22 protein-coding genes are annotated in these 24,034 nt (G+C 28.4%); 13 read left to right on the top strand and 9 right to left on the bottom strand.

Annotated elements, in window-relative coordinates; genetic code table 11:
• Positions 1-177: 177 nt before the first annotated feature.
• The 3 genes from AB8B22_RS09355 (at position 178) to AB8B22_RS09365 (ending at position 3,536) form a co-directional block, all read left to right on the top strand.
• Positions 178-1,881: an AAA family ATPase gene (locus tag AB8B22_RS09355; RefSeq protein WP_369710906.1), complete on the top strand. Its 1,704-nt coding sequence runs from the start codon at positions 178-180 to the stop codon at positions 1,879-1,881.
• Positions 1,882-2,058: 177 nt separating this feature from the next.
• Complete coding sequence (locus AB8B22_RS09360) at positions 2,059-2,556, top strand: methylated-DNA--[protein]-cysteine S-methyltransferase (RefSeq protein ID WP_369710907.1); 498 nt, start codon at positions 2,059-2,061, stop codon at positions 2,554-2,556.
• A 41-nt stretch (positions 2,557-2,597) separates the two neighbouring features.
• Positions 2,598-3,536, top strand: coding sequence for a hypothetical protein (locus tag AB8B22_RS09365; protein ID WP_369710908.1), 939 nt, complete (start codon positions 2,598-2,600; stop codon positions 3,534-3,536).
• Between the two features lie 229 nt (positions 3,537-3,765).
• On the opposite strand, the gene AB8B22_RS09370 is transcribed toward AB8B22_RS09365, so the two are convergent.
• Positions 3,766-4,110, bottom strand: coding sequence for a hypothetical protein (locus AB8B22_RS09370; protein ID WP_036060094.1), 345 nt, complete (start codon positions 4,108-4,110; stop codon positions 3,766-3,768).
• A 210-nt stretch (positions 4,111-4,320) separates the two neighbouring features.
• Between AB8B22_RS09370 and AB8B22_RS09375 the strand changes: the two genes are divergently transcribed.
• From AB8B22_RS09375 to AB8B22_RS09395, 5 genes are all read left to right on the top strand, one after another.
• The gene (locus AB8B22_RS09375; RefSeq protein ID WP_369710909.1) at positions 4,321-5,025 is read left to right on the top strand and encodes a response regulator transcription factor; all 705 of its coding nucleotides are present in this window, start codon (positions 4,321-4,323) and stop codon (positions 5,023-5,025) included.
• A gap of 130 nt (positions 5,026-5,155) precedes the next feature.
• Positions 5,156-6,415, top strand: a complete 1,260-nt coding sequence (locus AB8B22_RS09380; protein ID WP_369710910.1) for a sensor histidine kinase — start codon at positions 5,156-5,158, stop codon at positions 6,413-6,415.
• Positions 6,416-6,600: 185 nt separating this feature from the next.
• Positions 6,601-7,266, top strand: coding sequence for a thiamine diphosphokinase (locus tag AB8B22_RS09385; RefSeq protein WP_369710911.1), 666 nt, complete (start codon positions 6,601-6,603; stop codon positions 7,264-7,266).
• Positions 7,267-8,220: 954 nt separating this feature from the next.
• Complete coding sequence (locus AB8B22_RS09390; RefSeq protein WP_094079704.1) at positions 8,221-9,255, top strand: RluA family pseudouridine synthase; 1,035 nt, start codon at positions 8,221-8,223, stop codon at positions 9,253-9,255.
• Positions 9,256-9,338: 83 nt separating this feature from the next.
• Positions 9,339-10,685 (top strand): MATE family efflux transporter, encoded by a 1,347-nt coding sequence (locus AB8B22_RS09395; RefSeq protein ID WP_369710912.1) that lies wholly within the window; start codon positions 9,339-9,341, stop codon positions 10,683-10,685.
• 157 nt (positions 10,686-10,842) lie between these two features.
• On the opposite strand, the gene AB8B22_RS09400 is transcribed toward AB8B22_RS09395, so the two are convergent.
• Entirely contained in the window at positions 10,843-11,838 is a 996-nt protein-coding gene (locus AB8B22_RS09400) for an NAD(P)H-dependent flavin oxidoreductase (protein WP_369711953.1), read from the bottom strand.
• Positions 11,839-11,950: 112 nt separating this feature from the next.
• On the opposite strand from AB8B22_RS09400, the gene AB8B22_RS09405 reads away from it, so the two are divergent.
• Together AB8B22_RS09405 and AB8B22_RS09410 are read left to right on the top strand one after the other, a co-directional pair.
• On the top strand, positions 11,951-12,319 hold the full coding sequence (locus AB8B22_RS09405; protein WP_018450686.1) for a winged helix-turn-helix transcriptional regulator: 369 nt from the start codon (positions 11,951-11,953) through the stop codon (positions 12,317-12,319).
• 17 nt (positions 12,320-12,336) lie between these two features.
• A complete protein-coding gene (locus tag AB8B22_RS09410) occupies positions 12,337-12,684 on the top strand; it encodes a glutamyl-tRNA amidotransferase (protein ID WP_369710913.1) in 348 nt (115 codons plus the stop codon).
• Between the two features lie 177 nt (positions 12,685-12,861).
• Here AB8B22_RS09410 and AB8B22_RS09415 read toward each other — a convergent pair whose 3' ends face one another.
• Positions 12,862-13,275 carry a hypothetical protein gene (locus AB8B22_RS09415; RefSeq protein ID WP_094079700.1) on the bottom strand — a complete coding sequence of 138 codons (414 nt, stop codon included), beginning with the start codon at positions 13,273-13,275 and terminating at the stop codon, positions 12,862-12,864.
• A gap of 77 nt (positions 13,276-13,352) precedes the next feature.
• The gene (locus AB8B22_RS09420; RefSeq protein WP_369710914.1) at positions 13,353-14,123 is read right to left on the bottom strand and encodes an SDR family NAD(P)-dependent oxidoreductase; all 771 of its coding nucleotides are present in this window, start codon (positions 14,121-14,123) and stop codon (positions 13,353-13,355) included.
• 86 nt (positions 14,124-14,209) lie between these two features.
• Between AB8B22_RS09420 and AB8B22_RS09425 the strand changes: the two genes are divergently transcribed.
• The 3 genes from AB8B22_RS09425 to AB8B22_RS09435 all read left to right on the top strand — a co-directional run bounded on the left by AB8B22_RS09425 (position 14,210) and on the right by AB8B22_RS09435 (position 16,872).
• A complete protein-coding gene (locus AB8B22_RS09425; protein WP_369710915.1) occupies positions 14,210-14,599 on the top strand; it encodes a MerR family transcriptional regulator in 390 nt (129 codons plus the stop codon).
• Between the two features lie 35 nt (positions 14,600-14,634).
• The gene (locus AB8B22_RS09430; RefSeq protein ID WP_369710916.1) at positions 14,635-15,357 is read left to right on the top strand and encodes an endonuclease; all 723 of its coding nucleotides are present in this window, start codon (positions 14,635-14,637) and stop codon (positions 15,355-15,357) included.
• A gap of 261 nt (positions 15,358-15,618) precedes the next feature.
• Positions 15,619-16,872 carry a dicarboxylate/amino acid:cation symporter gene (locus tag AB8B22_RS09435; RefSeq protein ID WP_369710917.1) on the top strand — a complete coding sequence of 418 codons (1,254 nt, stop codon included), beginning with the start codon at positions 15,619-15,621 and terminating at the stop codon, positions 16,870-16,872.
• An 82-nt stretch (positions 16,873-16,954) separates the two neighbouring features.
• Here AB8B22_RS09435 and AB8B22_RS09440 read toward each other — a convergent pair whose 3' ends face one another.
• The 5 genes from AB8B22_RS09440 to AB8B22_RS09460 all read right to left on the bottom strand — a co-directional run bounded on the left by AB8B22_RS09440 (position 16,955) and on the right by AB8B22_RS09460 (position 24,032).
• Positions 16,955-17,650 carry an FAD-dependent oxidoreductase gene (locus tag AB8B22_RS09440; RefSeq protein ID WP_369710918.1) on the bottom strand — a complete coding sequence of 232 codons (696 nt, stop codon included), beginning with the start codon at positions 17,648-17,650 and terminating at the stop codon, positions 16,955-16,957.
• A gap of 192 nt (positions 17,651-17,842) precedes the next feature.
• Positions 17,843-18,769 carry an acyltransferase gene (locus tag AB8B22_RS09445; RefSeq protein ID WP_369710919.1) on the bottom strand — a complete coding sequence of 309 codons (927 nt, stop codon included), beginning with the start codon at positions 18,767-18,769 and terminating at the stop codon, positions 17,843-17,845.
• Positions 18,770-19,089: 320 nt separating this feature from the next.
• Positions 19,090-20,292 carry a phosphoglycerate kinase gene (locus tag AB8B22_RS09450; protein ID WP_369710920.1) on the bottom strand — a complete coding sequence of 401 codons (1,203 nt, stop codon included), beginning with the start codon at positions 20,290-20,292 and terminating at the stop codon, positions 19,090-19,092.
• A 117-nt stretch (positions 20,293-20,409) separates the two neighbouring features.
• Positions 20,410-21,003 carry a GNAT family N-acetyltransferase gene (locus tag AB8B22_RS09455; protein WP_369710921.1) on the bottom strand — a complete coding sequence of 198 codons (594 nt, stop codon included), beginning with the start codon at positions 21,001-21,003 and terminating at the stop codon, positions 20,410-20,412.
• Positions 21,000-24,032: an alpha amylase N-terminal ig-like domain-containing protein gene (locus AB8B22_RS09460; RefSeq protein WP_369710922.1), complete on the bottom strand. Its 3,033-nt coding sequence runs from the start codon at positions 24,030-24,032 to the stop codon at positions 21,000-21,002. The genes AB8B22_RS09455 and AB8B22_RS09460 overlap by 4 nt, the downstream gene beginning before the upstream one ends.
• Between the last annotated feature and the right edge of the window lie 2 nt (positions 24,033-24,034).

Here is a 24,034-nt window from a genome sequence, read left to right on the forward strand (position 1 = left end):
TTACTTTTCAAATTACAATAATTAATACGATATTTTTATTCTAAATTTATTGTATTTCACTATACAATCTATTTTGTAATAATCAAATAATTTACTTTTTTTATAATTCATATTATAATATATTCACTTAGTTAAAACAATAAAATTATTTATAAATAAAAAGGAGGGGTAATGAAGATGAAAAATCGCAAAAAAAAGAAATTACCAATTGGAATATCTGATTTTAAAGAAATTATCGAAAATAACTACTACTATTTCGATAAAACAAAATTTATAGAAAACATTTTAGAAGATGGCTCAAAAGTTAAATTATTTACTCGTCCGAGAAGATTTGGAAAAACTTTAAATATTTCGATGTTAAAGTACTTTTTTGACATTAAAAATAAAAACGAAAACAAAAAATTATTTGAAAATTTAGAAATTTCTAAAAGTGAATATTTTGAAAAACAGGGGAATTTCTTTGTAATCTCTATTTCTTTTAAAAATTATGATGCAGAAAACTGGGAAAGTGGATTTAACACAATTAAAAACGAAATAAAATTGCTGTATAACGAATTTTATTTGATAAGAGATAATTTAAATCAAAGTGACTTGGCAGATTTTGACGCTATTTGGCTGAAAAAAGATAATGCTGACTGGATTAATTCCTTGTTTAATTTGACTAGATATTTGTACGAACTTTCTGGAAAAAAAGTTGTTGTTTTGATAGATGAATATGACCAGCCAGTAATTGATTCCTATATAAAAGGAAATTATGAGAAATGTATTGCGTTTTTTAAAGCATTTTATGGAAAAGTTTTGAAAGATAATAATTATTTGGAAATGGGAATTTTAACTGGAATATTACGGGTTGCAAAGGAAAATGTCTTTTCGGGATTGAATAATTTGGAAGTTCACACAATTTTAGATGATGAATTTACAGAATACTTTGGAATTATGGAAAATGAAGTTGAAAAATCTCTTGAAGATTTTGACTTAAAATATGAATTAAATGATGTTCAAAAATGGTACAATGGGTATTTATTTGGCGAAAAAAAAGTGTATAATCCTTGGTCGATTATTAATTTTTTAAATCGTGGAAATTTAAAATCTTACTGGGTAAATACAAGCGGAAATGGATTAATCAAATTATATCTCCAAAAATTAAAAAATGATATTTTTGATGATTTTTCAAAATTATTAAATAAAGAAAGTATTCTTAAAAGAATAAACAACAATATGACTTTTGAAAATTTGAAAACTAATTTTGGAAAAAATATTTGGAATCTATTTTTTCATAGTGGATATTTGACTTTGGCTGATAAGTATGATGTGATGAAAAAAAATGCTAGTATTAAAATTCCAAACAAAGAAATTCTAGAAATGTTTTCAGAAATGTTTATCGAAATTTATTTCAAAGATTCTGAAACCTTTCTAGATATGACTGATGCACTTACAACTGGAAACATTGAAAAATTTAAATTTGAATTGAATAAAATCTTATTAGAAAATATTGGTATTTTTGATGTAATCGGAATTTATAAAGAGCAGTTTTATCATGGATTAATGTTAGGACTAATCTTAATGTTAAAAAACGAATATGAAATTTCATCAAATAATTTTTCAGGAAAAGGTCGATATGATTTACTTTTGAAACCTAAAAATATTTTTGAAAGAAAAGAAGGAATTATCATTGAATTAAAAGCAATAAATATAGATAATTTGAAATTAAATTCAGAAAAGATTCACGAAAAATTGTTAAGTGAATGTGAAGTTGCACTAAATCAAATTGAAGAAAAAGAGTATACTTCGATTTTGAAAAATGCTGGAATTGACAATATTTTAAAAATTGGAATTGCGTTTTTTGGAAAAGAATTTGAAATAAAATTTGAGAGAGAATAATTTATGAAAAATTTTTTGTAATTTGAAGTTAATTTTTTTAAATCAATTGTACACTCGAACCTATTTAAAATAAAACTATTAAAATTGTATAAATTTGGATTTTAAGTAAGTAGCCATAACTTTTGAGTTTAGTTTTAAAGTAGTTTTACTATAAATGAAAATTAAGGAGTAAACGCAATGAAAAAAAACATCTATTTTTATGAAACAAACACTCCAATTGGAAAAATTGGAATTGCTACGACGGAAAATGACTCTCATATCACAGATTTAATTTGGGAATCAGATTTTGAAGATTTTAAAAAACATAATGATTTTAAAATTTGTGAAACTGAACTGATTAAACAAGCGAAAAAACAACTTTTTGAATATTTTGAAAGAAAACGAAAAAATTTTGATTTGCCATTTTTGAAAGAAGGAACACCATTTCAAATTTCTGTTTGGAGTGCTCTTGAAAAAATTCCTTATGGCGAAACTCGTTCTTACAAAGACATCGCAATCGCAATCAATAATCCAAAAGCTGTCCGTGCAGTTGGAATGGCGAATAATCGAAATAAAATTTCAATTTTTATTCCATGTCATCGTGTGATTGGTGCCGATGGGAAATTGGTTGGTTATGGCGGGGGACTTCATATAAAGCAGTTTTTGTTAGAATTGGAAGGAGTTCAAATAAAATAATTTGATAAATAAAAATCTAAATAATAAAAAAGGAGAATTTGATGAAAAAAATAATTTTGATAAAATTTTTGATTTTAAGTATTTTAACTTTTTCTTTTACAAGAGAAGAAAAAATACAAAATAGTTTGCAAAAATTGGGAATTAATCAAGAAATTATTAACGAAACGGTAAAAGCTGATTATGATGCGAGAGACATTGTGGCTTTTCAAACTGATGAAGTTGTCATTGGGAAAATATTACAACGATTTTCAGATATTTTGAAAAAGGATGAAAGAAATTATGTTGCTGCTGAGAATATTATTACAATCTATGAATCAAAAATTGGAAAAGATTATAAAAATTACTTGGATTTATTTGTAAAATACACACCTTATGACTTTGAGAAAACTTTTGCTAAAATGGTTTATGAGCGAAGTTATGGAAGTCAAAAAAAATATGACGAATATTATTCTCAGTTAAAAGAAAAATATAAAAATACGCCGATTTTGGAAATGATAAAAATTTATACAACAAAAGACAAAATACAAAGGCAAGCACAAATAAAAAAAGTGTTAAATTTATTAAAAGATGAAAATGTGAAAAAAGAGCTGGGCCTGTCTGATGAGGACATTCATTCAATGAATTTGACCTACACGCTTGTAGAAGCAAGAAAATATTATAATACTGGAAAAATTGAAAAAGCAGTTTTGGAATATATAAAAAACATTGGAAACAGTAATGTTCCTGATAACATCAGAAAATATAATGAACGAAAAGAAACTTTGCTATTTCTAAATATTTTGATGATAAACGAAGAAATCAAAAATCCTGCTCTAAAAAAGGAAAATTTAAAAAAATTAGAAAATACATTTATTGCCAAAAAAATAAAATTGGAAACTGCAAAAGATGAAGATTATTTGGAGAAATATTTGGAAGGAACTGAGTTTAAGAAAAATAGTAAGAATTTAGAAGAAATTTTTGAAAATAATAATATGATTTAAAAATATATAAACATTGCTGTTTTATGACAAAAAAAAGCTGTCTCAAAATTTTAATCATTTTTGAGACAGTTCCTTTATTTAAACAAATCTAATAAATTTATTTCTATTTATTTTAATATTTCACAATTAATTCTGTTATTCCAAATAAATATATAAATTTTCATTTTTCACTCATATAATATGAAATTCAAATATCTGAAACAATATTATACAAAAATTCCTAATTCTTTTAATGTTTTACCACATAGGCAATAGTATAAATTAAACCTATAACCATCAACACTGCAGCAACAAGCATAAAAAATCCACTTATTATTATTGAGCAAACATTCATAAAATTACGATTTTTTTGATTTTTTATACATAAAACAGATAACACGAAAGAACATAGAATACACAAGGCATTTACTGCACCAAACATATGCGCTATTACATAATTTACCTTAAATATTGACATAACTTGACTTAAAATAGGTACTACGCTCATAATTAATGCTATTCTGCTAGCCATTAAATGTTGTTTTTTATCTGCAAAAACATCATCACTTAATTTTTTTATTAGTTCCATTTTCATAATAATCTTCCTCTCATCTATTAATTTTTTTTTATATTTATTTTATACTTCCTTCCTTTCCTACACTCATATATTACCACATCAACCTTACGATAACATTCTCTCTACTTTACATTTACCTTACTTTTTTAAAAAATAAAAAACTGAAATTAATTTATATGCTATAATTAATTGATAAAATTTTAAATAGCAATAAAAGGAGATTTTGAAATGATTGAAAAATATTTGACAAATAAATGTATTTTAATTGTTGATGATGAGCAGGAAATTTTAGATATGACTATATCAATTTTAGCTGATTACGGGTATAAAAATATACAGACTGCAAAAAGTGTGAAAGAAACTATGAAATGCGTTGAAGAAAAACAGCCTGATTTAGCGATACTGGATGTTATGCTTCCAGATGGGAACGGTTTTGAATTACTGGAAAAGTTAAGAAAAGTTGGTGATTATCCAATATTATTTCTTACAGCACGTGGAGAAGATGAGGATAAATTCAAAGGCTTTGGATTGGGGGCGGACGACTATATTGTAAAGCCTTTTTTGCCAAAAGAGCTTTTATTTAGAATTACTGCTATTTTGCGGCGAACTTACAAAAAAGAAAGTCCAATTGTAAATTTAAATGGCTGTCAAATTGATTTTTCTTGTGGAGAAATTATAAAAGATAATAAAAATATACCGTTAACCGCAAAGGAATATGAATTATTACAGACTCTTTACCGAAATGCTGGACGTATTGTAACTATAGATACATTGTGTGAAGCTGTATGGGGCGAAAATGCCTATGTTTATACAAATTCACTGATGACACATATAAGACGTATTAGAGAAAAAATTGAAATTAACCCTTCCCATCCTGTGTCATTAATAACAATGAAAGGATTAGGCTACAAACTAATTGTGGAGGGAAAATAATATGAAAAGCATACTAAAACTAATACGTCGTTTTATAATAACCTTAATATTAAGTTTTGTCCTACTTCTATTCTTAAATATTTTTTTATACGGATTATGGATTCTTAAATATGTATCAAAAAATCCTCCCATGAACTATACTTTTAAAGTAGCAGATATGTTAAAATTTGAAAATGGTAAATACACTTTGCCTGACGAAATGACTGCTGACTTAAAAAAACAAAATATATGGGCAATCTTGATTGACAATGATTCAAAAAAAGTTATATGGCAAACAGACAATTTACCTGATGATATTCCAAAAGAATACTCAATATCTGATATTGCCATATTTTCACATGCCTATATAAAAAATTATCCTGTTTTCACTTCTAAAGTTGAAAATAATTTACTCGTGCTAGGCTATCCTAAAAATAGTTATTGGAAATACCCAGTAGCCAACTGGAAATACGGACTTGTCAAAAATATTCCAAAATTTTTACTTATACTTTTTTGTCTAAACATAATTTTTATATTTTTGATATACATTATTTCCAACTCTAAACTTTTAAGTTCTGTAAATCCAATAATAAAAGGCATACAAAATTTGCCTAAAGATACGCCTGTACATGTTAAAGAAAAAGGCGTTTTATCAGAACTTGCAAAAAGTATAAATAAAACTTCTGAAATTTTGCAAAATCAAAGGGAACAATTGCGAAATAAAGACACGGCACGAGCCAACTGGATTGCAGGAGTTTCTCACGATATTCGTACTCCACTATCAATGATAATGGGCTACACAAGCCAATTGAAAACATCTTTAAATTTATCAGATGAAACGGAAAAAAAGCTTTCTGTTATTTTGAAACAAAGTGAGCGTATAAAAAATTTAATAAATGATTTGAATCTTGCTTCAAAGTTAGAATATAATATGCAGCCTTTTGAGCAGAAAAAAGAAAATCTAATAGCAGTAGTTAGGCAAGTTGTCGTTGATTTTTTGAATATGGATATCGATGAAAAATTTCCGATAGAGTGGAAGACGAAAAATGAACTTGTATCTTGCTTTGCCAATATCGACAGTAATTTGATAAAACGAGCTTTGTCGAACTTAATTCAAAACAGTATTAATCACAACGAAAATGGATGTACAATTTATATATCAGTAAAAGAAGATGAAAAAAATTGCATAATTTGTGTTGAAGATAATGGAATAGGAGTTTCTGACAAAGAGCTGGAAAAACTCAATAATGCCCCACATTATATGGTTTGTGATAAAAATACGACAGAACAGCGGCACGGTTTGGGACTTCTTATCGTAAAGCAAATTATTGATGTCCATAATGGTAAAGTTATGATGAAACATAGTGAATATGGAGGATTTAAGGTTGTTTTGGAGATTCCTGAAATTTAAAGGAATTTTTTTACAATCTTGTAAATAATCAGATAAAACAGTATAATAAATATATTGTATGGTAAAACTTATTTAAAACTAAACTCAAAAGCTATGACTATTTTACTCAAACCTTAAATTTATATAATTTTAGCAGTTTAATTTAAAATAGGTTTGAGTATATTTCTTGATTTGAAGGGAGAAAAATGGAGAAAAAATATGTAATTTTTTTAAATGGTGAATATAAGTATTCGCAGGAATTTATGGATAAATTAGTTTCGGAAAATGCAGTTTGCTTTTGTGCAGATGGCGGGGCAAATTCTGCATTTAAATATGGGAAAATACCAGAAGTGATTATTGGGGATCTGGATTCGATTGAGAAAAAAGTTTTGGAATATTATAAAAGTAAAAATATTTTGATAAAAAAATTCCCAAAAGACAAGGATTTTACAGATTTTGAGCTGATTTTGAAAGAAATTAATAAAATTTCGAAAAATAAGAATTTTGTTGAGAAAATATTTGTTGTTGGTGGACTTGGGAAACGAATTGACATGACTTTAAGCAACCTATTCATAATGGAAAAGTATAAAAATCTTGTTTTTTTGCAGGAAAATGAAGAAATTTTTTATGCAGAAAAGTCTTTTATACTAAAAAACAAAAAGGAATATGAATTTTCAATCATTCCAATTACTGAAAAAGTTGAAAAATTAACCTTGAAGGGCTTTAAGTTTGAAACGGATAAAATTGATGTGAAAAGGGAAAGTTCCAGACTTGTGAGCAATGTTATTCTTGAAAATGAGGCTAGTGTGGAATTTAAAAATGGGAAACTGATAATTATTTTGAAAAATAATAATAAAAATCTTTTATACTAACACCCTCATTTAAAAAATTAAATCTAATTTTTAAGTATCCATCTTAAAGACTTTTGTACTTTTATTTATAAATATTATGATTAATAAATGCTTTTTCTTATTTCATTTATATGTTTTTTTAACGTAAGGGCATCAGACGCCATGCCCTTACAACCCCGCTTTACGCAAAACTTTCTTATAAAGAAAAAATAAAACTCGCTTCGTAAAAACTACGCTCAGACAGTTATTTTTCCTTTAACGAAATTTTGCTTATTTAATATTTTCCAAATGTAAAACCTAAAATTTAAATATAATAATTTTTATAATTTAATATAGAATGTCGTGATTTTTTTGGAATGAAAACGACTAAACACATAAATGTGTTTCTTTCGCTAGAACCTTCATAGCAAATAAATTTTGTAAAGTTGTTCTAATCTTCGTTTGCGAAAGTGAGCGTCAGCGAGTTTCGTTTTCGTAGTAATCAAGGTTTTATCCAAATAATAAATGTTTAGACTACTTTCCCAAATAAAATTTGTGAATATTTCAAAAAAATACTTAGACGAGTCAGGGTTAGTGCGTAGCACATTCGCCATTCTCTTTAATATATCATTATTTAAATATGTTAGAATAACTATTATTGCGAAATGAAGGGAAATGGCGATTGATTTCCCTTGCTTTATAAAAAGAGAAAACATAGAATTATGAAAAAACATTTATTAACAATAAGTAGTTTTTCATAACTCTAAATAAAATCCCTTATATGGATACTTAATAATTAACTTTAATTAAAAAATATTCTATAAGTACATAGATTATAAATAGTACAATCTTGTAAAAAAAGCTTTAATTAAATGAATTTTCTGATTTTTATTATTTAAATGGGAAGATGGTATAATAATAGATTTGTTTAGCAACTTATTTTTAAAACTAAAAGCTTATTAAAAAATAAATTTGTAAAAAGGATGTGTATAAATAATGAAAAAATTTAGGATAGAAAAGGAACATCAGAGGATGAAAATCTCGCAGTATTTGCGGGAAGTACAGAATTATTCGGGAAGAAGTTTGAGAAATGTGGAAGTTTTTTTGAATGGAAAGCAGGTAAGATTAACTAAGAAATTGCCGTCACACGGAAATTTGAGAGTTGTGGAGAAGAAAAAGGGGACGGACATTAAGCCTATTAAATTGCCACTTGATATTATTTTTGAAGATGAAGATATTTTGGTTGTGAATAAAGAGCCATTTTTATTGACACATCCGACACAGAAAAAAGCTGATTTTACACTTGCGAACGGAATCGTAAATCATTTTTTGGAAAAATATGGTGAAGTTCGAGTGCCACGATTTTACAACAGGCTCGATATGAATACATCTGGACTGATTATTATTGCCAAAAACAGTTTTGCACAGGCATTTTTACAAAATTTTTCGATTTTTGAGAAAAAATATTTGGCGATTGTGGATGGAATTATTGATGATGAGGAAATTTCTAGAATTAAAGATGAATTGGCAAAAGATGAGGAAAATCATAAAATTCAGGATTTTGAGAAAGAAAATTTGAAAGCTGAAGTTGAAAAAGTTAGAAAAGTTGGAAAAATTGAGAATGAAGAATTTGAGGAGAAGCAAAATTTTGAAAAAGATGAAAAAAATAAAATAATTATCGAAAGACGGATTTTTCGAGATGGTGATAATTTGGAGAGAATTATTGACGAGAAAGGTCAGTATGCGAAAACGGCTGTAAAAGTGTTGAAAACTTATCATGAAAAAAATGTGACGCTTGTGGAATGTGAGCTTTTTACAGGAAGAACGCACCAAATTCGTGTGCATTTGAAATCCATCGGACACACAATTATAGGAGACGAACTTTATGGAAATGGCTTAAATAAAGAACTTGGAATAAATAGACAATTTTTGCACGCCTACAAGGTAAAATTTACACATCCTGCAAGCAAAAAGGAAGTTGAACTGGAAATACCAATGTTTACAGATATGAAAGAGTTTTTAGAAAAATAGAAAAATTATATTTTTTACAAAAAACTATTTTTAAAATAAAAATAAAAAATTTATGATTTAAAAACAAAAAGAAAGGACAAAAAATGAAAAAATTTAATTTTTCGGTTGATTTGATAAATGATAATATTTTGAAGTCGCTTCTGATTTTTTCGATACCGATACTTGTGTCGAATATTTTTCAGCAGCTTTACAATATGGCGGATATTGCTATTGTGGGGCATACTTTGGGAGATAACTCGCTTGCGGCTATTGGGGCTTCGGCTGCTATTTTTGAACTAATCTTTGGATTTGCGTTAGGAATTGGAAATGGGCTTAGTATGGTTACAGCTAGAAATTATGGGGCGAATAATAAGAATCTTTTGAAAAAGTCTGTAGCTGGTTCAATTGTTATTGGAATTTGGATTACTGTGGGAGTAATGATTTTATCACGGTTTATTCTTATGCCACTGCTAAAAATTTTGCATACGCCTGAAAATATTATAAAAGAAGCATTTGAATATATAAACATAATAACAATGTTTATTGGCGTAACTTTTTCCTACAACCTGTCGTCAGGACTTTTACGTGCAATCGGAAATAGCTTTATGTCGCTCGTATTTTTGGTAATTGCCTCAATTTTAAATATTTTTCTTGATATTTATTTTATAACTTCCCTTAAAATGGGAATTGGAGGAGCTGCGGTTGCAACAGTTATTGCACAGGCAATTTCAGTTATCTTAAGTATTATCTACATTTACGTAAAAGAGCCAATTTTAATACCTAGAAAAAAACATTTCAGATTTGATAAAAAATTGTACAAGGAACTGCTTGGACAGGGACTTTCTATGGGATTTATGATTGCAATTGTACTTATGGGAACGCTTATTTTACAGTATGCGATAAATGGGTTTGGATACTTGATTATCGCTGGACATACTTCGGCAAGAAAACTTATGGGATTTTGCAACATTCCGCTAACTACAATAGCACTTGCACTTGCAACTTTCGTTTCCCAAAATAAAGGTGCAAACAAAGTAGACAGAATCCGAAAAGGCGTATTTTACGCTAATATGATGGACATAATTTTTGCAATTGGAATCACAATTTTTGTATATTTATTTTCCAAAAATATGATTCACCTAATGTCAGGCTCTGAATCTGAAATCGTACTCCGCAACGGCTCAACCTACCTAAAAATCGCCTCTCCATTTTTCACAATACTAGGAATCCTCTTTAACTTGCGATACGCTTTACAGGCTCTTGGAGAGAAATTAATCCCTCTTGTTTCAAGTATAATCGAATTTTTTGGAAAAATAATCTTCGTAATTTTTATCGTGCCAAAATTGGGTTATTTTGGAGTAATGATTTGCGAGCCGCTGATTTGGATTGTGATGGTGGGGCAACTGGGAATTGCGTTTTATGGGAATGGGGATATTAGAAAAATGAAATAAAAAAAGGCTGTCTTATAAGGAGAATAAAAATACAAAATCATAGATTTTATATATGATTATTTTTATAAAATTAATAAAAACAAACATCTTTAATTTCTAAGAATATATAATATATATGTTTTTGGGATTATTTCTAACTTATGAGACACCTCTCTAATTAATCAATAAAATCAGCCATTAACTCGTTTACAACTTCTTTAACAGATTTAATTTCCTTAATAAAACTTACTCCTAAACCAACCGAAATGTATCCATTTTCATCCCCATCAAGCATTCCGAGTTTCATATTTTTCCCTCCACCCTGTTTTAAGAACAGTTCTTCTCTTGTAGCACCGTTTTTATCCATTTCAACTAATTCTGCCGATAGTTTTGTAGGAATAGATCTGTAAAAGTGAGGCAATGTTCTAAAAATATGTAAATCTTCAGCATTTGTTTTTAGCATCAGTTCTTTTACATTCTGTGCTGTTCTTGCTTCTTCTGTAGCTAAAAATCTTGTTCCAAGAAATACTCCTTCAGCTCCAAGTGCAAATGCAGCTCTGACACCACGTATATCAGAAATTCCTCCAGCAGCCATAACAGGAATATTTTTTACAGAATCTACTATTAAAGGTACTATTGAAAAAGTTCCTATCTGCCCTCCTGGAAGCATTCCTCCTTCATCAAATCCTGTTGCAACAAATACATCTGCTCCTAATTTTTCTATAGTTCTAGCATTTTCAACAGTTGGTTCCCCTCTAAAGACTATTTTAATCCCAGCATTTTTTAATCTTTTAAATGTACTTTCAAAATCCATTCCTGCGACTCCGTTTACAAGTGCAACTGGAACTTTTTCTTCAATTATCATATCTAAAAGAGGATTTGTAAATTTCATATCTACATCTACTATTATTACAACACCAAAAGGTTTGTCAGTTAATTCTCTTGTTTTTCTAATTTCTTCCCTCATTCTTTCCATTGTTTCCTGTGGAGAAGGCGTCATTGTTGTTTGACCTGCACTAGGTCCTAAAATTCCTAGTCCACCGGCATTACTAACGGCTGCTACTAGTTTTGCATCTGTTAGCCATGCCATTGGTCCTTGTATTATCGGATATTTGATTCCTAGAATTTTTGTTATTCTGTTTTCTTTCATTATTATTCTCCTCTCAATTTTTATTGATTTTTTTGTTTTAAAATATTATAATACATTTACACTAAATATTGAAGTAGGCAATAAAAAATGACATAGTATTAAAAAATGTACTTTTGTGATATGAGGAGGTTTTATAATGAAAGATTTAAAAAAATACAAAATAAAGAATATTGAAAAGAATAATAGAATATGTGGAATAAATTATACTCAAAAAATTTTTGCAGGAAAATGGAAAATAACAATTATCTGGTTTTTAAAAAATGAAGCCAGAAGATATAGTGAAATCAAAAAGTTTTTATCGAATATTTCTCAAGGTTCACTTACTAAACAGTTAAGGGAACTTGAAGAAGACGGTATCGTGGGAAGAAAAGTTTATCCTGAAGTTCCTCCTAGAGTTGAATATTTTTTGACAGAGAAAGGAAAAAAATTGATTCCTGTCCTCGATACAATGGAAGAATTTGGTAACTTTTATGTTGAGGAATACATAAAAAATAAAAGTATATAGAATTATATTATAAATCTATGATTATACAGAAAACAAAATTAGTTGAATTTTTTTCAGATTTTAATGGATTTAGAGTGGTAATGAAAAACTTAAATTATGATTTTATAAAAAATTTAAATAATAGGGAATCTACAATTAAAGCTGAAATCAAAAAAAGAAAGATTTTAGAAGTGCAAATTCAAAAAATAATAGAGTTTTTTGAAACTAATGATGAACTTACACGATTGGAATTAGAAAAACTTTTGAATATAAAAGAAAGCTGTGCGAGAGATTTGTTAAGATATTTGGTGAAAAATGATATATTACAAAAAATAGGGGCAACTAGAAATATCAGATATATAAAAACCGTCGGAAAAATGATATAAACAAATTGCTTCAAATACTTAAAGATAGGGATTTTTGAGAAAATATTATTAAATTCGATTGGTAAAAAAACCGTCGGAAAAACCCAATCGTAAAACCGTCGGAAAAAAATTAAGCAACGAAAATCACTAAGAAATCGTTGCTTAAAAATTATTGATTATTTTTGTGTTTTTGATAATTTAATTTGTTATAAGACTGCAAAGTTTTTTGTTATCTGAAATACGATATAAATCCATTTTAGGTCTATTTTTTTTATCAAATGAATAAGATAATTTGTAATTTGAAAAAACTTGTGTTTTGTCACTCAAGTTTGTAAAATAGATAGAATTTTCATTTTCTTTTACTTCGTAATCTAATTGTGAAAGTTCAAGCGAAACTTTTCCTGTTTTTAATGCTGCGCGATTATCCAATATGCTAACTGAAATAGACGGCTTGCCATTTTCATTCAAGAATTTTATATAAGTAAGTCCCTTAAAAGTTCTGTCAACAGAATAAGGGCATCTCCAAACTTCAGAAGATATTTGGTCAATATTAGTGTCAGAAAAACTTAAACTGCAAATTAACAAAGAAAATAAAAATATAAATTTTTTCATAAAATCACTCCCATAATAATAATTTTTTTTATATTTTATAATATTTTTTTAGGAAAATCAACGATAAAAACTAATATTTAAAATTTCACATTATTTTTAGAACTAAACGCATTTTGAAAAAATCCATCGGATAAGTCAAATTCAAAAGTTTCACGGCTGATGTAACCGACAGTTTTGTCGCTTTCGTAAAGTTGAATGAGAAAATCTGCCATTTCTTCCGCTGTATGATAATTTGGATAAGATTTATCATAATTAAAATCAGTTTTACCAGTTGCGACATTTCCAAAGTTAGTTTTGGTTGCAGCGGGTGCTAGGACTTTTGCTTTTAATTGTGCGTTATTTTGCTTTAATTCTAGTGCGAGTCCCTCTGTGAAGGCGTTTACGTAAAATTTTGTAGCACAGTAGACAATTCCGTTCGGGACGATTGTGTAGCCTCCTGCTGAGGAGATATTGATTAATTGAGCTCCTTTTTTGTTGTGGTAATCTTGGACGTATAAGGAAGATAACAAAGTTAATGCTTCTACATTGAGATGAAGCATATCTAAAATTTTATTTAAAGGCTGCTCTCTTACATCGCCATACATTCCAAAACCTGCATTGTTTATTAAAGTTTCAATGTGATAATTGTTTAATTTTGAATATAGTTCAGGGATTTTACCGACATCAGTTAAGTCAAAATCTATTACAATAATGTCCAAATTAGGATTTTTCTTCAAAATTTCGCTTTTTAAGTCTTCTAGTAAATTCTTTCTTCGTGCAATTAGAACAAGATTTTTATTTCTTTCTGCAAATTTTAGAGCCACAGTCTTTCCTATTCCCGAACTTGCTCCTGTTATATTGGTTTTCATAGTTATTACCTTCATAAATTTGATAAATAAAGGATAGCAGTTAGAGTATAGTATAAGTCAAGAGTTTTTTGAAAGGAGAAAATAAAATGAAAAAGAATGAACAAAAAATAATGCAAATAAAGGAATTTTCAGAAAAAACAGGCTTAACTCCATATACAATAAGGTTTTATGAAAAAAAGGAGCTGTTTCGTGTAAAAAGAGATGAGAAAAATAGAAGAATATACGATGAAACTGATATTGAATGGATAAAAATGTTAAAAAGATTAAAAGACATGGGAATGAAATTGAGTGAAATTAAGAAATATTCTGATTTACGATATGAGGGGAACGAAACGATAAAAGAAAGAATGGAAATTTTGACAAACCATAAAAAATATGTAAACATAGAAATTGAAAAGTGGCAAAAATATTTACAAAATCTTGACGATAAACTTGAGATTTATGAGAGTTTTTTAAAAAGTATTTCTGAAAAATAAAAGGGTCATAAATATATAGAAATTAAGGAGAAAATATGCTTGCAGATACAAATATAACTTGGGGATTTGTCTTGTTATCCCCTTTTATAATTCCAATATTAATTTTATTAACTTTCTGGTTTTTTGTTTCAAAACGAAAGTTTAATTTTCTTATTGCATTTACAATTTTATCATTATTATTTGTTAGGTATCTTCGTTTTCCTTATGACACAGTTAACCGTAATAGTGAGATTAAAATATCACAAAATTTTTTGATAAAAAGAACTTTGAGTTCGGATTCAGAGCATGAAGTTTATAAACTTGTCGATAAGACAAAGCCTGAAGATTTGATTTTGTATTTAAATGGATTAGCTAAAATTAATAATACTTGGGTTGGTTATATAGAAGAAACAGATTCTTACGAAGGAAAATATGGTGTTAAACCAGAAACATATTTTTTCATTAACGACAATAAAATTGAATATAACTTAGATGAGAAAACTTTAGAAAAAAGATTAGGTTTAAAAGAAATAAAATTACAGGATGCTGAGTATTTTGTTGATAAATTTGGGAGTAAAAAAGAAATCTTATATCAATATCAATTAGATAAAACAGGAGATTTAGATGAAAATATTTCTTTAAATTTAGAATTAAGTAAAAAATTGGAAACAAAGTATAAAAAAAATAGAGCATTCTATTTGATGTTTTGGAGTGTAATGTTGCTTATGGAAATTATTTATCTGTTTATAAAAAATAGAAAAATTACAAAAAATAGATGAAATACATCAATGTTTACACCAGCACAGCGAAAAATATATATTTTCTCACATATTTTTTACACAATCAGAATGTTTTTTAGCGATAAAGTTAACGAAATATTAGATGAAATAAATTTAAAAGAAAATAAATATATTAAAAAAATATTTAAAAATAATAAAATTTTTCAAAATAGGTTGTAAATTTTTTCATAAAAAGTTAAAATACAGGATATATTACAAAATTTTGGAAAGGAGGCAGTATTTTATACTGTTAAAAAATTTATGAAAAAATTTGGTTTGACAACCAGAATTATGATTGGACTGGCACTTGGGGTTGTATTTGGGTTAATTTTGAGTCCTTTTTCACAAAATCCATTTGTGAAAGATGTTGTTATTGATTCGATTCTTGCGTTTTTTGGAGGAATGTTTATCAATCTTATGAAAGTTATGATTGTACCGCTTGTTTCTATTTCACTTGCGATGGGAGCAGCTTCCATTGGAGATGTAAAAAAACTTAGAAGAATTGGGACAAAAGTTTTAGGATTTTATTTTGCAACTACTGCGATTGCCGTAGCTATTGGACTATTTGTAGCAAAAATTACTAATGTTGGAAAAGGAATGATTCACGGAAATCTTCCAAAAGGAGAATATGAAATTGCTCAGCAGAGCAAACTTATTGACGTGTTGCTTGATATGATTCCAAAAAATATCGTAAATGCGATGTCAGAGGAAAAAATGCTTGCTATAATAATATTCTTCTTGCTTTTAGGAGTTGCAATTACAGCTTTGGGAGATAAAGTTAAAAATTTAAAGACTTTACTTGAAGAAGCAAATGAACTTGTATTAAAAATGGTAGAACTTATAATGCAAGTTGCTCCACTTGGAGTTTTTGCACTAATTTCAAAAGTAGTTGCTTCAACAGGAATAGATGTGCTTGTTAAATTAATAGGATTTGTTGTCGTGACATTAATAGCTTTTGTAATTCACACAGGAGTTTATCAAATAATGCTTGTAGGTATGGCAAAAATGAATCCAATTAAGTTTTTCAAAAACTTTTTAAACGTTGTTTCAGTAGCATTTTCTACATCGAGCAGTAATGCGACAATTCCAGTAAATATTGAAACACTATCAGAAAAATTCGGTGTTTCAGAAGAAATTAGCTCATTCACAATTCCATTGGGAGCGACAGTAAATATGGATGGAACTGCGATTATGCAAGGAGTTGCGGCAGTATTTATCGCAAACCTTTATAGTATCCATTTGGGACCAACACAATATATTGGGATTATTTTAACAGCGGTATTAGCTTCAGTCGGTACGGCAGGAGTTCCAGGAGCTGGAATGCTTATGTTGTCACTTGTGTTAAAACAAGCTGGATTGCCGCTTGAAGGAATTGGAGTTGTAATCGGTGTTGACAGAATTCTTGATATGTTTAGAACAGTTGTAAATATTACAGGAGACGCTGTCTGTACAATTGTTGTGGCAAAGAGTGAAAATGAAATTAGAGAAGTAAATGATAAAAATTTCTCTGATTAATCTGAAATGATCTTATAAAAAGTATTTATTCAAAAAATCAATAAAAAGAAAAAAGGCTGTCTTTTTCGACAACCTTCTTTTTTTATCCAAAATTATCAATTTTTACTTTTTTATTGTCAACACCTTTATCTTTTAATGCCACTCTCATTGATTTAATAAATTCTTTAGTTCCTACGATATAATAAACATAGTCATTCAGATCTCCAACATGAGCTTCAATAAAATCTCCATCAATTCTTTTTTGAACTCCTGTCAAAACTTTTATATATTCGTAATTATCGCCAAGTGGATAATTTTCCAATTCTTTGTCATAAGTTACAATATCAGGCGTACGATTGCTGTAAAATAATTTAATTTTTCCTTCATGTTTTTCATCCTTCAATTTTTTGAAAAATGGCAATACTGGCGCAATTCCAATTCCTGAAATTAAAAGAGCTATATTTTGATCTTTAGGAATTTCTACTGGAATAAAGTTTCCAAGTGGTCCAAAAAGTGAAACAGGATCTCCCGTTTTAATTTCTTTATACATCTTTTTAAAATCGCTTTCACTTTCACGAACTACGAATTTTAGTACATCTTCTTCAGGATGTGAAGCAATAGACAGTGGTCTCATCATATTGTCTTCAGTTTCAAAATATGGTTCTGGAAATTTAAAATTAACATATTGCCCCACTTCATATTTAAATCCTTCAGGTTTTGAAACAGTCAGCTCATAAGTTTTATTTGCAACTTTTTCTCTTTTCACGACTTTTGCCGCCCAATCTTTTTTTATACTCATTTTCTCTCCTTCTATAATATAGACAAGTTTTGTTGTCCATATTTTTTTAAATTATACTAAAATAAATATGATTACAAAATCATATTACTCTAAAATAATACCCTTAATTTGAGAAAAAATCAACCTTTTTTGTAATAAATGTTATTTTGTAAATAAAATATTTTTATATTTAAAACAATATTTTTATAAAATTTATAATTTTATTTTTAAAAAAAATTTTCTTACAAATATTTCATAAATTATTCCAAGTAAAATACTGATAATCACTGTAGTAAAAGATTTAAAAATCATTTCATCACTAAATTTCACAACAATTTTTAAAACTAATAAATGTACTAAAAATGCAAAATATGTTGAATTTGAGACAATTTTAACTGCTTCATTTCTATTTTTAAAATCAAGTTTTATAAAAAAAGTAAAAAATGAAACTGTCATAAAAAATGTTCCAAGTGAATTTTTATCAAAAAAGTCGCTGATTCTGTTTCCTGTTTTTAATAAAACATATTTTGTGGAAATTGCACTTATAAAAAATCCGATTAAATAAATTATAATTATTATAGAAAAAGGTACTTTTTTTATTTTATTTCTATCGACTTTTATGTAATAACCCAAAATATAGTAGCCTATAAATTCTGTTATTGGAAAATGTGAAAATGGAATTCTTGGAAGATCAAATTTTATGAAATGTGGATTTAAAATGCTACACAAAAACCATAAAACTAATATTATAAAAGTTTCCTTTTTAGCAAATTTCAGAACTTTTTGAAGCCAAGGTGTGATAAAGTAAAGACCCAAAATCATATAAATATACCAAAAATGTGGAGCTACAATTTCCTTTCCTTGCAATACTGGCATTATTTTTACTTTATTTACAAAAATATAAACTATATTGAAAAATATGAAAAGTGGAAATATCCCCCTAATTCTTTTTTTAAAAAAAACTGACATTTTTTCTGATTTATCTAGAAGCAAATACCCACTAATCATTATAAACAAATTAACCCCTATAGAAATTACGCCATATAACAAAATCCATATATTTACACCGTATTGAATATTTACTGTATGAAGCAATACAATAAAAATAAAAGCTAGAATTCTAATAATATCAATAGCCATAGTTCTCCTATCTAAATTTTTTTAATAAAAAATGACCGTTCCCAAAATAGTAAATTTTAGAAACAGCCATAAGTGAACTACTCCCGCTTTTAGAAGTGGGAGCTTCTTGGGAAGTATCTGCTTCTGTTAGCCAAATATATTTACCAAGCTCTTCGGGCAGTCCCTGCCCTGATGTACGAGATTATACCATATAATAATTATTATTTCAAGTTATGTTCTGCAATTCATCTCCCTCTTGTAGAAGAGGGAGACTTCTTGCTAGATATTGTTAAAATGAAAAAATTATATATAATAACAAACTTTATTTTTTATCTTTCATCTTATTTTTCAGAAATAGCTGCCACACCTGGTAATACTTTTCCTTCTAAGTATTCCAATGAAGCTCCACCACCTGTTGAAATATGAGAGAATTTGTCAGCAAATCCCAACTGAATTGCTGCTGCCGCAGAATCTCCTCCACCAATAATTGTTTTAGCACCTTTTAATTCAGCAATTGCTTTACATACACCAATTGTTCCTTTGGCAAAGTTAGACATTTCAAATACTCCCATCGGTCCATTCCATACTACTGTTTTAGCACCTTCTAATGCTTTTTTGAACAATTCTACTGATTTTTCACCTATATCTAATCCCATCCATCCATCTTCAATTTCGTCAACTGAAACTGTTTTGAATGGTACATCGTTGCTAAATTTTTGAGCTACAACAGCATCCACTGGTAGCAATAATTCAACACCTTTTGCTTTAGCTTTTTCGATTAATGATTTAGCTAAATCTACCTTGTCAGCTTCCAATAATGAAGAACCTGTGTTTTTTCCCAAAGCTTTTAAGAAAGTGAACATCATTCCACCACCGATAATTACTTTATCAGCTTTTTCTAACAAGTTATCAATAACTCCGATTTTATCAGAAACTTTTGCTCCACCTAAAATAGCTACTAATGGTCTTTCAGGATTATCAACAGCTCCTCCAATGAATTTAATTTCTTTTTCAATTAAGAATCCAACTGCTGATTCTTTGATGTTTGATGCAATTCCTACATTTGAAGCGTGAGCTCTGTGAGCAGTTCCGAATGCATCATTTACGAATAAATCTCCAAGCGATGCCCAGTATTTTCCTAATTCAGGATCATTTTTAGATTCTTTTTTACCATCCAAATCTTCAAATCTAGTGTTTTCAAACATTAAAATTTCTCCAGGTTTCAATTCTGCAACCGCTTTTTCCAATTCAGGCCCTCTTGTTACAGGCACAAATTTAACTGGTTTTCCTAATTTTTCCGCCAATACTTTAGCAACAGGTGCCAAAGTTTTTGAAACTTTATCTTCTTCAGTCTTAACTTTTCCTAGGTGAGAAAAAGCTATTACTGCTCCACCGTTGTCTAAAATATAATTTAATGTTGGCAATGCCGCAGTAATTCTATTATCATTTCCAACAACTCCGTCTTTTATAGGTACGTTAAAATCAACTCTTACTAATACTTTTTTCCCTTTTACGTCTAAATCTTTTAAAGTTTTCTTAGCCATCAGTGCCTCCTAAATTTATTATACTTATTATTTTATTTTCCACTAAAATTATATCACTCTTTAATCTAATTTTCAAGTTATTTATTGCACAAATTTATTCTCTCTTAAAAACGTTTTTTATTTGTTAAAAAAAATCATTTTTATTTTTTCTTTGTCAATTTGTGATATTTTTTTTAATTTTCGTGGTTTTTTTTCATACTCTAAAATTGCTTTATGAAACCAGGTTACGCCTATCCACTTTCCAAATTTATAGCCTGAATTTTCAAAAATTCCAACTTTTTTAAAGCCTAAACTTTCATGTAATTTATCACTTTTTTCATTTGGATAAGTTACGCAGCCATACACATTTACGACATTTTGCAATTTTAAAATTTCGATTAATATTTTATATAATTTTTTTCCTAATCCATTTCCTGTGTAATCTTTATCTATGTAAACAGAAAGCTCCGCATCCCACTGATATGCAGCTCTCATCCAAACTTTGTGAGCATAGGCATAACCTAGTATTTCATTTTTATATTCACAGACAATGTATGGATATTCAAGCAGAGTATTTTTTATTCTCTCTTTAAATTCCACAAATGTTGGTACGTCGTATTCAAAAGTTATAGTCGTATTTTCTATATAATATTTGTAAATTTCTAAAATTTTACTGGCATCTTCAGCTGTCGCAAATCGGAAATTTACTTTTTTTTCTTCCAATCTTCTCATTTATGCCCTTTTCTTAAAATTTTCCCTTCTTTTGGCTTTAATTTTAATTTTATCTTTCCGTTACTAGTAGAACGAAATGTATTTCCATTTATCAAATTTATAAATCTTTCGTCTAAGTAATCAGTTGAAAATTCAATTTCTTGTTCATAAAAGGAATTATTAATTATGACAATTATTGAATGCCTGTCATTGATTCTTTCATAAACAATGACATCTTTTTCATTGTCTGCCATTATTTCTTTAAATTTTCCATAGACTAAAACTTTATTTTCTTTTCTTATTCTTATTAATTTTTTGTACCATTGAAACAAATCTCTATCAACTTCTTGCGGATAAACTTCATTTTGATTGATATATGATGGATTTTTTTCATCATCATAAATAAATTCTTCCCATAACATAGGTTTTCTGCAATATGGATCAGTTGCTCCCCACATTCCAACTTCATCGCCGTAAAATAACATCGGTGCTCCAATATAAGTCATTTGGAAAATTGAAATTAATTTTAAAATGTCTTTCGGCTTAATTTCGCTATTTCTCCAGTCAATTGTTGTATTTGGATGATAATTTCCTGCAAGACACGGTTTTATGCTGTTATAACCTTTTTCCAACTGCTTTCCTTCTTCCAGATTTCTTCCAATTCCATCGTTCACTATTCTTGAATAAAGTCTATCCGTATCGTGAGAACCATTTAAATTTTGACTGGCTTGAAGTGCCTGATACGGATACCAAGAGCTCTTTTCCCGAAGTTCGTTAAAAAAACCCTGTGCCTTTAACTTATATCGATCTCCACCTTGGCTACTTTGGTTTACAAAAAAACCAATTACAGTTTTTAGCCACTCATAATTCATGACTGTGTCAAACTTATTTCCGTTATTTATATCAGCTGAAGCATTTCCCCATAATTCTGCTGTTATATATGAATCTTTTTTGCTTTCTTTTACAACTTTTCTCCATTCATTCCAAAATCCTTGATTTTCCAAACAATTTGGCACATCTAATCGCCATCCATCAATTCCGTCGTCCTGTCTCCAATCTTCACTTTCAACTCCATCTGGACCATACATCCATTTTCTCGTGATATTAAAAATGTAGTCCTTGTATTCCTGATTAAATGTATTAAATTCTGGAAGTGAATAAAATCCTGCCCAAGCGTTATAACCTACTTTTTTCTTATTCATTATAAGCGTTTCATAAGCTTGTTCATCAGTCATATCATCAGTTACTGGAACATGACCACTAAAATCAGTAAATTTATACCAATCTTTATATTTTGAACTTTCCCCTTGTGCCATTACAATATTAAATGACCAGTGTCTATCGCTACTATGGTTAAAAACTCCGTCAAATATAACTCTTATTCCATTTTTATGCAACTCTTTTATTAAATCAACCATTATCAAATCTGATTCTGTCCAAACCCAAGTCGCCGGATCTTCAGTTTCACCATAGCCGTTTTTACCTCTGTTTTCTCCTTTTAAATTTACTTGTAATAACTTCAGTTCACTATTATTTTTTACATTTGATCTAAGTACATCAACATAAGATTTATTCCCAAATTTATTTTCTTTGTTAATTCTCACACCGTATTCTTTTCCACTCGTCTTAATAGTTCCAAAATCTGGTGAAATATGTCTAAAATCATTTGCTCCATATTTGTGGTTTTGATATGAAAAAAATACTGGATTCAACCATATTGCGGTTACTCCTAATTCCAACAAATACGGTATCTTTTCTTTTATTCCCTGCAAATCACCACCATACATTCTAGCATATTTTAAGCTATAATCTATATTTTGCTCCCCGACTCTCTCCCAGCCAACTTTATCCTTAAAATCAGCTGTCCAACGGTTTCTGTCAAATTTTCCATATAAATTATTAACTTTTCCCCATCTATATTTTTCTATAAAGTTTTGTTCGTGAAGTTCATTTTTTATGAATACTTCTGGTCCAAATTCATTAAAAACAGGATCATTATAATGGTTTTTATTATAAAATCTATCAGGAAAAATATTATACCAAATAACTTCTTTAGCCCAGTCAGGAATACTAAAAATTTGAATGTCATCTGATTTTGTATCAATTACAATTTTAGGCGGCACTTTATAATCCAGAATTTTCCCGTTAAAATAAGCTTTTACGCCACCATCTTCCAAAATGAAGTAATAACGAATTTTATCAACTTTTTTACCAAAATCTATAATTCTCTCAAAATAATCAAATCCATTTGTCCTGTCACGAAATCTCTCAAGCTCATAAATCATTTCATAGTTGTCTTCTTCATGTAAGACTATGCTTATATAAACTCTTTCAACATCATTCATCTGCGTTCTAAGCTTAAATTCATATTCCCTATCAGAAATTTTATTAAAATACTGTAAACTTTTGTAGTTATGCGCAATCGCTTTTAAATTAACATTTTTGTCAATTGCTTCATACACAAATTTTCCAGTTCCCAAGTCTCCTTTGGCAAATAAATCTCCATTTTCTCCAATTATTAATTTTCTATTCACACCTTCAGGATACCATTTTCCATCAATTTCATATTTATATTCGTAACTTCCCTCAGGAATTGCTAAAATTACTTCATAATTTGTCTTGTCAAGCTGTCTTATTGGCTCGTCTTCCAATCTCCAACCGTCGTAATTTGTTGCAATTTTTATATTCTTAGCTTCACTCAATCCAAATTCAGCTATATTTAAATTCATCTTATAAAACTTCATCTTTTTTAAAATAAATTTCTTTTCTTCTGGTACAAATATAATTAAAATGTCGACACCTTTTTGAAAACCTGTTATTGGTTTAGAAGGGACACTTTTTTTGACAACAGCCTCAAAAGTTTCAGCAAATGGAGCTGTGTGACTATAAGTAACCCCATAGGTTTCGTCGTTTTCATCTTTTATTTCAAAAAAATAACTTCCCTTATCAACATTTTCCCATTTATAAATTAGAAGTTTATCTCCCTTTTCTCTGAAATCGGCTTTTTTATAAAACTTATTATCTTTGTATATATCTATTCTATAGCTCATTT

Source organism: Leptotrichia rugosa, from assembly GCF_041200005.1.
GTDB classification, from domain to species: Bacteria; Fusobacteriota; Fusobacteriia; order Fusobacteriales; family Leptotrichiaceae; genus Leptotrichia; species Leptotrichia rugosa.